Genomic DNA, 13,506 nt, shown 5'->3' with positions numbered 1-13,506 from the left:
TAGAAATGATGGTGAATTTTCTAGTTTACGTCATTAATTTTGCAGGGAAAAACAAATCAAGATTAGTTATTTAATTCAACACACATGAAGAAGTTTTTACTTTCTTTTTTAATGTTACTCGGAACTGTATTAGTACATGCACAAGTGACAACCAGTAGTATGAGTGGCACGGTATTACAATCTGATGGAGAACCGTCAATTGGTGCCTCGGTAAGGGCTACTCACGTACCGAGTGGTACCATATACGGTGGATCTACCAACGAAAATGGCCGCTTTAATTTAGCGAACATGCGTGTAGGCGGGCCTTATTCCGTAGAAATTACCTATATCGGTAGCCAGCCGGCGAAATACGATAATATTATTCTGCAATTAGGGCAACCTTATGTGTTAAATGTAACCTTATCGGATGGCCTAACCCTTGATGAGGTCGTAATATCAGCCACAGGCTCTAAATTAAACACAAATAAAACGGGTGCCGGAACGAATGTTAATACCGATCAAATAAATACTTTACCGGCAATAAATAGAAGTATTGAGGATCTTACCAGACTAACACCTCAAAGTAATGGCTTCTCGATGGCTGGTAGAGACGGCCGTTACAACAACTTTCAAGTCGACGGTTCTAACTTCAATAACGGTTTCGGTCTGAGCGATACACCTATACCTGGCGCTCAACCAATATCGTTGGACGCTATTGAAGAACTTCAAGTAAATATTGCGCCATACGATGTGCGGGAGTCTGGGTTTACCGGTGGTGGTATCAACGCTGTTACAAGAAGCGGCACAAATATATTTACCGGTTCAGTATATGGCTTTTATAATAATGAAAATTTTAATGGCCGCAAAATATTCGGTAACCGTTTAGGGGAACAGGATCAAGCCATGCAGAGGACTTTAGGCGCCAGGTTTGGCGGTCCCATAATTAAGAACAAGCTGTTCTTCTTCGTGAATTATGAAGAAGTGATCAATGAAGGCGGGAGTGTTGGTGGTGTTAATTTATGGAGACCATCTCAGGATGGTGTAGCTGATCCGGCCAATAACATTACAAGAGTAAGGGAATCGGATTTAATAGCTGTACGAGACCACCTGATTAATCAATGGGGATATGATCCTGGCGCCTATCAGGGCTATGCCAACGAAGCAAGATCTACCAATAGAAAAATCCTTGCACGTATCGATTGGAATATTAATGAAAAACATCGACTGGCATTTCGGTATAATCAATCCATTAGTGAAGCACCGAGCTTAGTTAATGGTAATTCGGGACCAAATCCACGTTCGCCATTCAACCGTGTAAGTCAACAGTCTATGGCTTTCGAAAAATCAAACTATTCGACTGAAAACTCCGTTAGGTCTTTTGCTCTAGAGTTAAACAGCACTTTTAGTTCCAAATTATCCAACCAATTCTTAGCCACTTATAGCCGTATCCAGGACGTCCGCAATTCGCCAAGTGAAGAATTTCCCTTTATTGATATCGGTGATGGAACGGGACAGAGCACCGGTTCAAACACATCTTATACCAATTACATCACAGCGGGGTACGAACTGTTTACCAAAAACAATGATCTGCTGAATCAAAACTTTGGCTTCATCAATAACTTAACTTACTTAGCCGGTGATCATACAATAACGGGTGGTTTAGCATTTGATGTACAGAAGTTTGGCAATAATTATGTAAGGCTTGGTACTTCTTATTACAGGTATGCGACCGTTGCAGATTTTCTGGCCACGGGAGGTCCGAACGAAGTAGCTCCGATAAATTTTGGTATTACCTATCCATACGAAGGTATGGACCCTTATGCGCGTACAAATTACGGCTTAGCAAGTGCATACATACAGGACAAATTCAATCCAAATGAAAAGCTCGAACTGACAGTAGGGTTAAGAGCCGAGCTTCCTCTTTATTTGAATAATTTGACGCCAAATCCTTCTATAGACGCGCTAGAATTGTTAGATACGGATGGTAACACTGCTCACTATTCGACAGGCTCATGGCCGAAGTCAAGGATAATGCTTTCGCCCCGTGTAGGCTTTAGGTATGATGTATTTGGAGACCGTACCTTACTATTACGTGGGGGAACGGGTATATTTACCGGGAGGGTTCCCTTTGTTTGGTTGAGCAATATGCCCACAAACTCGGGTGTCCTACAAAATACTATTGAATTACCTTACGGAGATATTACGAATTGGATCGGAAATGTACGGTTTAATCCTGATCCCTACCATTGGGTTAATAATCCTCCTGCGGGAGGGGAAAACGTCTTTATAAGGACTCCCGACGATGGAATTCCTTCTAATTTTGCTTTAGTTGATCCTGATTTCAGGATGCCTTCGGTATGGCGTACCAGCATAGGAGGAGATTATCAAATCCCTGGTACAGCATTAATTGCAACTGCTGATATCATGTATACTCATGATATTAATGCGGTTATGCAATTTGCGCCGAACAGATTGCCGGCAACAAATAATCTTCAAATACCCGATGAAAATGAAAACCGTGAATTTTGGCCGGGAGGAAGTGGCTTAACTTATAATGATGCAATAGGCGCCAATAGCGGTGTTATTCTCACAAACGCCAAAAAGAGGGGGTATTCTTTCTCGTCTACAGTGGGATTATCCATCGCTGCCAGAAAAGGGTTATACGGAGGTCTATATTACACTTACACCGATGCGAAAGCAGTTTCTGATAATCCAGGCTCAAATGCTGGCTCTGCATTTGTGGGGTTAAACTCAATAAATAGTCCTAATGATCAAATTCTGCATCCTTCACAATACGGTATACCTCATCGCATCATGGCAAATTTATCTTATCGATTTGAGTACGCTAATCATTTAGCCACCACTGTATCTGTTTATTACGATGGTTCTCACCAAGGAAGATTTAGTTATATTTATTCTGGTGATGTAAATGGGGATGGAATTCCCGGCGACTTACTTTATATTCCAAATAATGTAAACAATTTAAATTTTGAACCTATTGTGGTAAGAAATGATGCTGGAGAAATTATCTCAATGGCATCAGAAGCAGATCAACGAGCAGCTCTTGAGGCATATATTAGTGGCGATCCTTATCTTTCTACGCGCCGGGGTCAGTATGCTGAAAGGAGCGGTGCTCTTCTCCCTTGGTTGAATCGCTTTGACGTTAGGGTATTGCAGGATATCTTTACCGATATCGGAGGTAGAAGACATAGTTTACAGGTAAGTTTAGATATTCAAAATTTTGGAAATCTACTTAACTCCGGATGGGGAATAATGCAACGCAATACTGGAGCACAGAGTTTAATGTCAATAGCCAGTGTATCGGAGAACGGTGATCCAACATATCAGTTAAACAAAGTCAATAATGCTTTTCCAGTTAGCGCAACAGAGAATTTGTCAACCGTTGCAACAACATGGAGCATGTTATTAGGTTTACGTTATATATTTTAAATAATAATAGCAAAACATAACTCAAGAAAGCACCTCCTATTAAGGAAGGTGCTTTTTCATTATTTAGACTATGGAGATGTAGCATATAGATACCCTTTTCCGTTAATAACAGCAAACAACCTTTCTGTTATGAAAAAGATCTACCTTACCTACCTAACTTTTGTAATCTTTGTTGTTGCCGTTTCACAATTGCTTTCCTGTGCTAAAGTAGACGACGAACCTGAAATTTATTGCTATAGCCCAGTAGTACACTTCATCCGCTTAAATTGGCAGGATAGTGAAGGTAAGGATCTGATATTTGGTAACAATGCGCCATACAAGGTAGGTGATATTTCATTCGAATCCGACTATAATGGGCAGATATTTACGGCAGAAGAGATGTATTTGCAAGTAGATTCTGTAATATCCGACACCTTATCGGTAGTGATGTCTTACATAGGGAATGGAGCGCTATCTCTTGGAGATCTGTCGCCCGATAAAATAGCCTTTTCTTTTGAAAATGTAAGCGGCGAACCGTGCGCGGCCTCTCAGTTTACCAAATTGACAATCAATGACAGTGTGGTCTGTGAGCCCTGTACTTCTCTCGAGCGCGTGATATTGAAGAAATAAAAGAGTGATACATCAGACTGGTTGTCTATTGTTTATCTAATAGACGGAAATGGGGTAATAAGAAATAATAGCTAAGAAAACGCTGTAATATAACCTTGCCCTAACAATTAATTCCATTAGATTTCCTAATATCGCAGTATGAATAAAGTACTACGTTTTCTTTTTAGCTGCGCTGTTTTATTTAGTAATTACTTAAATGTTTACAGTCAACCAGACACTGCTCAGGTTATCGTTCCAAATAGAGTGAATGCTTTTGAACAACAAGGAAAACCTTATGTTATTCTTATATCTGCGGATGGTTTCCGTTATGATTATACAACTAAATACAAGGCCAAACAGCTTAATAAACTCGCGGCTCGGGGAGTAAGGGCAGACGCTTTAATACCTGCTTTTCCTTCTGTTACTTTTCCCAATCATTATACTATTGTTACGGGCATGTATCCTGCACACCATGGATTGGTTGGAAATAATATTTATGATATAAAAACCAATAGCAGATATACCCTCAAGAACTTAAAAGCCGTAAGAGATGCCTCGTGGTATGGGGGCGTTCCCATCTGGACATTAGCCGAACAACAGCAACTATTAAGTGCCAGTTTTTATTGGCCGGGATCCGAAGCGCCAATAGGTGGTCTGTACCCTTCATACTACTATCCGTATAACGAAAAAATATCCATTGCCCGGAGAATACAAAAAGTTGTGGAGTGGCTGTCATTGCCTGCGGAGAAAAGGCCCCATCTGATCAACTTCTATCTTCCAGAAGTGGATCATGCGGGTCATTTGTTTGGACCGGACGCGCCGGAAACGGGAAGAGCCGTTCACTTTGTGGATTCAGCTATCTATGCGTTAACAACAGCCGTGAAAAAAACCGGTTTACCAGTTAATTTTGTTTTCGTATCAGATCATGGAATGCTTAACATAGACAATGAAAAGCCCTTAAAACTACCTTTCAATATTGACACCTCGCAAGTTGTTATTGCCAACAATGGTACTTTGGTAAATATCCATGTAAAGGATAAAAAGAATATAACACGGATATATAAAAGCATAGCTGCCAACGACGAATATTTCAGCGTTTACTTAAAAAAAACGCTCCCTTCAACGTATCATTATGGAAAAAAAAATGATAGATTTAATAGGGTAGGAGATATCGTATTGGTAGCTAATGCACCGTATTATTTCGCCAATAATAAACCTCATCCGGGGGCTCATGGCTATGATCCATATGAAACGCCGGAGATGAACGCAACATTTATCGCTTGGGGGCCCTCATTTAAACAGGGCAAGATCATTCCAGCCTTTGAAAATATTCACATTTATCCATTATTAGCAAAATTATTGGATCTCCGTTATCAACATACTATTGATGGCGATGACCGCGTAGCACAGGAAACATTAAAACATTAATATGATGTGGGGTTATTTATGTTTCCAGATTTTCCAGCACGTACACACACCTATGCGACAAATCATAAAAGGCAGTTTTTTAAAAAACTGCCTTTTATGATTCTACTTGTTCCACCACAAAGCGGTGGTAATTACGTCGTCTCCTTGAGCTGCCAACGCTTGTTGATAATTTTCCCTATTCACATTCTGTTCTTTGTTCGGATAATATAAACGTTCGGGTATACCATTGCCAAACAAGGGTTGAAAGGTATAATTGACAATGCCATTTTCTGTTTGCCTGCGCCATACTACTTCACCAGGTTTTATCAAAAAGATTGGAAAGCCCGTTCTCCTGATCTCTGACCATGCTTCTAAACCTTGGGTAAATAAAGCTAAATATTTCTGCGTAAGCACGGTTTCTTCATTTGCTGCCGGTAAATCTGCCGCGAAGGCAGAGGCTTCATCTGCTGGTATGCCCCACCTGGTGAGCGAGGCTTCAACCCCCTTACGGTAACTGGCGTCATCCCAATTGTTGTATTCTGATATCAGAAACTGCACCTCTGCATATTCTTGAAGCACTTCAGCGAAATCAGCAGCATTCACTACACTTCCAGGTAAACTGATAGCGGTTGGCCCGTTCAGTCCGCCCGCCTCCAAGGGCAATCCATAAGGTTGTCCAACGTAATTTCCCTGAGCATTTGGCAACGCATAACGCGATAGTCGGGGGTCTTCTACCTGGAAGGGACCTAATTCACCCGTCAAAGCGTTAATCAAGACGTGCGAAACAGCAAAATCTCTTCTATTAGCGGTAACTGTTGCCCGAAACAATGGTGCTTCATTTGGTGCCGCACTCGAGTATTTAAACGTTGCATTGTCTGCATTTGATTCAAAAACCCCTTTTTCCAATGCATCTGTAAAGTGCTCTTCAGATAGTAATGGGTTTTGAACGCTTATTCTTGTCGCTAACCTCAGACGCAACGAATTAGCAAATTTCGCCCACTTGTGATTATCGCCCTGATAAATCACATCAGCGGTGCCAAAAGTATTAGCAGTAGGATTTTTCAATAAGGTATCTGCCGCAGCCTGTAACTCAGCTAATAAATCAACATATATTTTTTCCTGAGAGGCGTAAGCAGGTGTATAGTTATCAGGGTTTTGTTGCAGTGCCTGAAACTCGGGGTCTTTATTTCCATATGATTCATAAGGTACATTACCGAACACATCGGTTAAGGAATGGAAAATAAAGGCCTTCAGAATCCTGCTAATTGCGATTTGATCGGCATTGCTACCGGCTGTTCCAGCACTGGCAATAGATTTTGTTTCCTCATCGGAATTCAATTTGATGATTTCGTTCAAATTGTTCAGTGCTTTATAAGACGACGCCCAAAAATCGTCTGAATAAGACCTCGGGATGTCATAACGCGATTGATCCGTATAAATATTCTGACTATAATACTGTGCGAAAAGCATAGTTCCCCTTAAGGAGAATTGTTCGTTCCTAATATTGTCAATTAACTGTTTCTCTGCAGATAGTAAAATGTTAGGTGTCGGAACACTTCCTGGGCGGTTCGGGTCATCATTAATTTCTGATAGTTTTTTATCGGAACAAGCGCTGATAAAAAAAATAGCTAGCAGACAAGATATATATTGCATGTTCTTCATGATTGTTCTGAGGCTTAAAATTTAACATTTAGATTGACGCCGTAAGTGGCAGGAATTGGAAGATTACCTCCCTCGATGCCTTGGACATTTCCACCACTATTAGTAAATTCGGGATCGATGTACTTACTTTTAGTATATATATTCCAAAGGTTACGTCCATATGCATTTATGCTCAATGCTTTTAATGTACCAGTAGGTTTTAAAGGAAAAGTGTACCCGAAGGTTACTTCCCGTAATTTGACAAAAGTAGCGTCAAATACACTAAAGGTTGTTGGTCCATTATACTCATTACGCGCCCATGTTTGTGCAGATATACGGGTATCGTTCGGACGGATATTGTCTACCGTATAAGATCCGTCTGCGTTGAATTGTACGTCGGCCTGCACTCCGTCTACAATAATTCCCGTTTCACGGATATCATTGGCTGCCGTACGGTCTAATATGCCCGAGTACATGCCGACTTTGTAGGTTTGTGAAAAGAAGTTGCCACCAATACGTCCATCAATTAGAAATCCGAGTGTAAAATTTTTATACTTGAAATTATTCTGAATACCAAAAAGATAGTTGGGCAGTACACTACCTAGGGTAGTCATCTGTGACGTTCTTAAAAAGGTACCATCTTCCTGCACAACCCGTTGACCATCGGATGTGTATACAAAATCATACCCTCTGATCTGCCCATAAGGCTGTCCCTCTTCAGCTACTAAGGAAACCAACGTGTTATCTAGCTCAAGAGTATTAACGCCTTCATCTAATCGAACAACCTTATTTCTGTTAAGCGACCAATTTATTGAACTATTCCATTCGAAATTAGCTTTTCGTATCGGACTACCACTGAGCGTAGCTTCTATACCTTTGTTTGTGATACGCCCTGCGTTTAAAATCTTGGTATCGTAGCCGAATGCTGAAGATACAGGCACAGGTATTATTTGATTTCTACTACTATTATCGTAATAGGTAACATCCACGCCAAGCCTATTCTTAAAGAGTTGGAGTTCTAAACCTGCTTCCCATGAACTGGTAATCTCCGGCTTCAGGTTCTCGTTATTCAAGATATCGGGTAAACTATAAGATGCTTGGCCGTCAAAAGTCGGTAAGGCATTAAAAACTTTTGCTAAGTTGTAGGGATCTGTATCATTTCCAACCTGTGCCCACCCAAGGCGTACTTTGGCATAATCAATCCATTGGTGTTTTTTAACGCCGGCAAGTTCACTGAAAATAAAGCTACTGGTTAATGACGGATACAAGAATGAGTTATTGTTTGTTGGTAGGGTAGACGACCAATCGTTTCGCAAGGTTCCATCTAAATAAATCAACCCTTTCCAGCCGGCAGAGAAACTTCCGAAAACCGAATAAATTTGCTTACGAAAAAAGCCATTTTCTGTTAATACAGATGGTGCATTCTTTAAATTGTAGTAATCGGGCACTATGAGTCCGCCTTGAGTAATTAAATCACTTATACGTCGTTTTTGATCCATAATATTTCCTCCAAGATTTCCAGAGAGCGAGAAGTCTTCCCAGACTTTATTGGCAGAAGCCAAAAACTCATAGTTGAACTCGTGAAAATTATTATTGTATTCCTGATACTGCGATTGCGAGCGTGAATATACGGCAATACGATCCTGATAGCTATATTGATAAATATCGGCATTTACCTTACCACTCAGATTTAGCCAGGAGTTCACCGCCGCGCTAATGCCCACGTTTCCATAAAACCGGTCTCTATTCTCCTCCAAATAACTTTCATATGCTGACCAATATGGATTGTCTATAAAACGGGTAGCACGATCATCTGGTGTGTCCTGATAGCCGGTTCGGTTCCAGGGACGCGGTGTTCCATCTGAACGTTTATAATCACTCAGCTTCTTATAATCTACTTGTACACCCCCCCACTGAAAAGCTTCAAGCATAATATTTCTATTGGAAGCTCCCGTCCAAGGTCGCCCAGTAGAACTATTGTTGATATAGTTGAAATTACTGAATACATTAACCTTACCTAGTTTTGTTGAACCAGAAAAATTAATGGTATTTCTGCCTTGACTAGCATTAGGTATGGTACCCCTTACGTTTCTGTTCGTATATGACAAGCGATAATTGGTGTTTCCACCACTACCGGCAATAGCTAGATTATTTGTATTTGCAATTCCTGTTCGAAAAAAATAGTTTACATCGTTTTCTGGATAGAGCCAAGGTTCGGGGTTTAGGTATTCACTGGAATATGCTGGATCCAAATTGTACCAATGCAATACAGGTGTGCCATCCAAACGGGGGCCCCAGCTTTCGTCTGACGCATAGTCTACAATATTATAGACCTGCCCGTTGATGGTGGCTTGTTCGAACAGCGTGTTATATCCTTGTCCATACAGCTTTTGCCTTTTTGGTAGTCGAACGATTTGTTCTAATTCAATCCCGGTATTTAATGTGATTTCTGTTTTTTCTTTGCCTGTTCCCTTTTTGGTAGTAATCAAAATAACTCCATTGGCAGCTCTGGTTCCGTAGAGTGCTGCCGCTGAAGGCCCCTTTAGTACTGATATGTTCTCGATATCATCGGGATTCAAATCCTGAATCATATTTCCCACATCTTTACCGGCACTGCCACCAACGGTGGAAGCCGTATTCAGATCAGTGTTATCGATGGGTGTACCGTCTATGATATAAAGTGGCTGATTATTTCCTGTAAGCGATTTGATGCCTCTGAGTAATACCCGTGTTGATCCGCCCATGTTACCTCCCGATGGTACAATCTGTAATCCAGCTATCTTTCCTGAAATAGCACTTAAAGCATTCGCTGGTCGAGTATTCAACTCAACACCGCTGACATCTTGTACGGCATATCCTAGTGCCTTCTTTTCTCTCGAAATACCAAGGGCAGTAACAACTACCTCAGCAAGCTGATTGTCATCTTCACTGAGATTGATGCTAATATTGGTTTCTTGGCCAACCGGCAATTCTACCGTTTTGTAACCTATGTATGAAATTACCAAAACGGAGTTGGGTGCATCTATTGTCAAAGTAAAATGCCCCTCATCGTTCGTTTGTGCGGTATGATTCGACTCTTTGATCCGTACCGATGCCCCGATAATAGGTGAATTGTCTGCATCAACTACCACACCATTTATTGTTCGCTGCTGTGCAAATGATAGTATAGGCGATAAGATGAGCAAAGCGCATAGTTTGCGCAAAAGCCATGTTTTCATAAAATTATAAAAGTTAATATAGATTTGTACTAATAATGTATTTGCTTAGAAACCGTATTATTGTTTTAGTATAACGGATAATACTACTAGCACATTCGCGCCATGGAGTTGGCTGCTGATGAGAGTGAAAGGGATGTTTTTGGTTTAAAATGAATGTCTAAACTTTTTTCCATATCGATAAAAATTAACGTAATTAACTTTGTGCGTGTCAAAAGTAAATATTAATATTATATTATCTATAGTTTTAGTAGTTTTTTGTATTTTATTATGAGCGGATGATTTAAACCTGACGTTTAACAGACATTAAGGAACCAGTAACTAGTTATTCAATTTAAGCTAATATTTTTAGTATATTTGCTTAAAAAACGGCTGATGGAGTACGCAATTGTGGACATCGAAACTACTGGGGGGTATGCAGCAGGTAATGGCATAACAGAAATCGCGATTCATATTTATGATGGCATGAGTACGACATTTACTTATGAAAGCCTCATCAATCCGCAAATGCCTATCCCTTTGTATATTACTGCACTTACAGGCATCGATGATGATATGGTACGAGATGCTCCAAGTTTTGCAGAAATAGCGGAGGAAGTGTACAGTTTGCTGGAGGGACGAGTATTTGTTGCTCACAATGTAAATTTCGACTACTCCTTTCTTAAACACCAGTTGGCCACTTGTGGTTACCAATTAACTGTGCCGAAGCTCTGCACGGTGAGACTTAGCCGTAGATTATATCCCGGTTTCCTTTCTTATAGTTTAGGTAAACTATGCCAACAATTACAGATCACCATTCATGAGCGGCATCGCGCCGCCGGCGACGTAAAAGCGACGACTATACTTTTTTCAAAGTTGTTGGCAAAAGATAAGGGGGAGGTTCAAACGATGCTGAGAAGAGCTTCTAAAGAGCAGGTACTACCCCCACATTTACCTAAGGAAAATTTCGATAAGTTACCAACCACACCGGGGGTATATTACTTTAGAAATCAAAAAGGAAAAGTGATTTATGTTGGTAAAGCTAAAAACATTAAGCATCGCGTGGCTGCACATTTTTCGGGACAAAATCCCAATCCGCAGCGTCAGAATTTTATACGTGATATCCATACAGTCGACTTTGTAAGTTGTGGAACCGAGTTGATGTCGTTTTTATTAGAGGCCGCAGAGATCAAAAAGCTTTGGCCTGAGAATAACCGCGCATTGAAACGTTTTGAACCAAAATTTGGCCTCTATTCTTACGAAGACCAAAAGGGATATCAACGATTGATTATCGATAAGCATAAAAGATTTCAACAATCCTTACATTCTTTTGGCAGCATTAGTGAAGGGTATAACTTTTTAAATAAACTCGTCAACGCTTATCGGCTTTGCCCTAAGCTTTGCGCCATACAGCGTCTACCCGGTTCATGTTTACTTTATGGAAATGGAGCATGTGATGGTGCCTGTATTGATGAAGAAGCTCCTGAACTTTATAACCCTAAGGTGGTACAAGCATTGCGCGACTTTGAAAAACTACTGCCTTCTTTTGTACTGTTAGACAAGGGACGAAATGATGATGAACAAAGCTGTATTTGGGTTGAAAAGGGCAAATTTTACGGTATGGGATACATTCCATATGAAAGTGACCTAAACCATCCTAACCTCATTAAAGATCATCTCGAGCGGTATGCTTCCAATGATTATATGATGCAGCTGATAATGAATTACGCGACTAAACACCCAGAAAAAACAATTAGCCTATAACTATTTATCCTCCCATACTAAACATAAAATAGTTTCATTTGTAATTATTCCAGCGAATCATTGGGCCTATTATTTAAAACAAGCATATATGAATACATCTGTTAAAAAGTTTATTAATCACGTAAAACAAAAAAACAAAGGGGAGAAAGAGTTTATACAATCGGTAGCCGAAGTTTCTGAATCGGTCATCCCATATATAGCAAGCCATACGAAATATGATCAAACAAAAATTTTGGAACGCATGATAGAACCTGAAAGGGTGATTATGTTCAGAGTCCCTTGGTTAAATGACCAAGGTGAAGTTGAAGTAAACAGAGGCTATCGCGTGCAGATGAACAGTGCTATAGGTCCATATAAAGGTGGCTTACGCTTTAGTCCCACTGTTAATCTGAGTATATTAAAATTTCTTGCCTTCGAACAGGTTTTCAAAAACAGCTTAACGGGTTTACCTTTAGGTGCTGGAAAAGGAGGTGCCGATTTCGACCCTAGGGGCAGGTCTGACAACGAAGTGATGAAATTCTGCCAAAGTTTTATGACGGAACTTCATAAACATGTGGGCGAAGATATGGATATCCCTGCGGGAGATATTGGTGTTGGAAAACGAGAAATTGGTTATTTATTTGGTCAGTATAAACGAATAAAAGGGGAGTTTACTGGAGTTATTACCGGTAAAGGTTCTGAATGGGGAGGGAGCCATATTCGACCAGAAGCCACGGGTTACGGACTCGTTTATTTTGTTGAGGAAATTTTGAAAAAGCATAACAAATCACTAAAGGGAAAAAAAATAGCAGTATCAGGCGCGGGAAATGTTGCGCAATACGCTGCCGAAAAATGTATAGAGCAGGGAGCAAAGGTTATTACGTTATCGGATTCTAAAGGAACAGTATATAATCCTAAAGGAATAAGTGTCGAAGAACTAGAATTTATAAAAGACTTAAAAAATAAACGAGGAGAACTTAAAGATTTTGCTAAAAAATATGCTTACGATTTTTTAGAAGGAGAGAAACCTTGGGGAATAAAATGCGATATAGCATTACCAAATGCTACGCAGAACGAGTTAAATGAAGAGGATGCCCAAAAACTTGTTGAAAATGATTGTTTTTGTGTGGCCGAAGGAGCAAATATGCCCTGTACGCCAGAAGCTATTGCCATATTCAATGAATATAATGTGTTTTATGCACCAGGTAAAGCAGCTAATGCAGGCGGGGTAGCAGTTTCGGGATTAGAGATGTCGCAGAACTCATTGCGATATTCCTGGACACGCAATGAGGTAGACAGCAAGCTACGCCAAATTATGCAGGAAATTCATCAAATATGCGTGAAATATGGCAAGGAAAAAGATTATATAAACTATGAAAAAGGTGCTAATGTTGGTGGATTCGTAAGGATTGCTGATGCAATGTTGGCGCAAGGCTTGGTATGAGCTTAGACACTACATCAAAAGCTGTCAAAATGACCGATTTATAAGAGGGCGTCGCAATAT

The 13,506-nt window shown here is 40.3% G+C and carries 7 protein-coding genes; 5 read left to right on the top strand and 2 right to left on the bottom strand.

Going from position 1 to position 13,506, the window contains the following annotated elements; genetic code table 11:
- Positions 1–84 precede the first annotated feature (84 nt).
- The 3 genes from H8S90_RS17855 (at position 85) to H8S90_RS17845 (ending at position 5,445) form a co-directional block, all read left to right on the top strand.
- Positions 85–3,429 (top strand): carboxypeptidase regulatory-like domain-containing protein, encoded by a 3,345-nt coding sequence (locus H8S90_RS17855; RefSeq protein ID WP_187339209.1) that lies wholly within the window; start codon positions 85–87, stop codon positions 3,427–3,429.
- Between the two features lie 129 nt (positions 3,430–3,558).
- Positions 3,559–4,038 (top strand): hypothetical protein, encoded by a 480-nt coding sequence (locus tag H8S90_RS17850; RefSeq protein ID WP_187339208.1) that lies wholly within the window; start codon positions 3,559–3,561, stop codon positions 4,036–4,038.
- 138 nt (positions 4,039–4,176) lie between these two features.
- The gene (locus H8S90_RS17845) at positions 4,177–5,445 is read left to right on the top strand and encodes an ectonucleotide pyrophosphatase/phosphodiesterase (RefSeq protein ID WP_187339207.1); all 1,269 of its coding nucleotides are present in this window, start codon (positions 4,177–4,179) and stop codon (positions 5,443–5,445) included.
- Between the two features lie 102 nt (positions 5,446–5,547).
- Here H8S90_RS17845 and H8S90_RS17840 read toward each other — a convergent pair whose 3' ends face one another.
- Both H8S90_RS17840 and H8S90_RS17835 read right to left on the bottom strand, forming a co-directional pair.
- Positions 5,548–7,086 (bottom strand): SusD/RagB family nutrient-binding outer membrane lipoprotein, encoded by a 1,539-nt coding sequence (locus H8S90_RS17840; RefSeq protein WP_187339206.1) that lies wholly within the window; start codon positions 7,084–7,086, stop codon positions 5,548–5,550.
- Between the two features lie 14 nt (positions 7,087–7,100).
- Positions 7,101–10,283 carry a SusC/RagA family TonB-linked outer membrane protein gene (locus H8S90_RS17835; RefSeq protein WP_187339205.1) on the bottom strand — a complete coding sequence of 1,061 codons (3,183 nt, stop codon included), beginning with the start codon at positions 10,281–10,283 and terminating at the stop codon, positions 7,101–7,103.
- 372 nt (positions 10,284–10,655) lie between these two features.
- Here H8S90_RS17835 and H8S90_RS17830 point away from each other — a divergent pair, with 372 nt between their 5' ends.
- Both H8S90_RS17830 and gdhA read left to right on the top strand, forming a co-directional pair.
- A complete protein-coding gene (locus H8S90_RS17830; protein WP_187339204.1) occupies positions 10,656–12,023 on the top strand; it encodes an exonuclease domain-containing protein in 1,368 nt (455 codons plus the stop codon).
- Positions 12,024–12,111: 88 nt separating this feature from the next.
- Positions 12,112–13,446 (top strand): NADP-specific glutamate dehydrogenase, encoded by a 1,335-nt coding sequence (gdhA, locus tag H8S90_RS17825; RefSeq protein ID WP_187339203.1) that lies wholly within the window; start codon positions 12,112–12,114, stop codon positions 13,444–13,446.
- The last annotated feature ends 60 nt before the right edge of the window (positions 13,447–13,506 follow it).

Origin of the sequence: Olivibacter sp. SDN3 (assembly GCF_014334135.1) — a bacterium.
In the GTDB taxonomy this organism is placed as follows: domain Bacteria; phylum Bacteroidota; class Bacteroidia; order Sphingobacteriales; family Sphingobacteriaceae; genus Olivibacter.
This window is presented reverse-complemented; position numbering and strand designations above follow the sequence as displayed.

Coding starts and splice junctions, on each gene's coding strand:
- H8S90_RS17855 (WP_187339209.1), top strand. CDS start 85: ATGAAGAAGTTTTTACTTTCTTTTTTAATGTTACTCGGAACTGTATTA.
- H8S90_RS17850 (WP_187339208.1), top strand. CDS start 3,559: ATGAAAAAGATCTACCTTACCTACCTAACTTTTGTAATCTTTGTTGTT.
- H8S90_RS17845 (WP_187339207.1), top strand. CDS start 4,177: ATGAATAAAGTACTACGTTTTCTTTTTAGCTGCGCTGTTTTATTTAGT.
- H8S90_RS17840 (WP_187339206.1), bottom strand. CDS start 7,086: ATGAAGAACATGCAATATATATCTTGTCTGCTAGCTATTTTTTTTATC.
- H8S90_RS17835 (WP_187339205.1), bottom strand. CDS start 10,283: ATGAAAACATGGCTTTTGCGCAAACTATGCGCTTTGCTCATCTTATCG.
- H8S90_RS17830 (WP_187339204.1), top strand. CDS start 10,656: ATGGAGTACGCAATTGTGGACATCGAAACTACTGGGGGGTATGCAGCA.
- gdhA (WP_187339203.1), top strand. CDS start 12,112: ATGAATACATCTGTTAAAAAGTTTATTAATCACGTAAAACAAAAAAAC.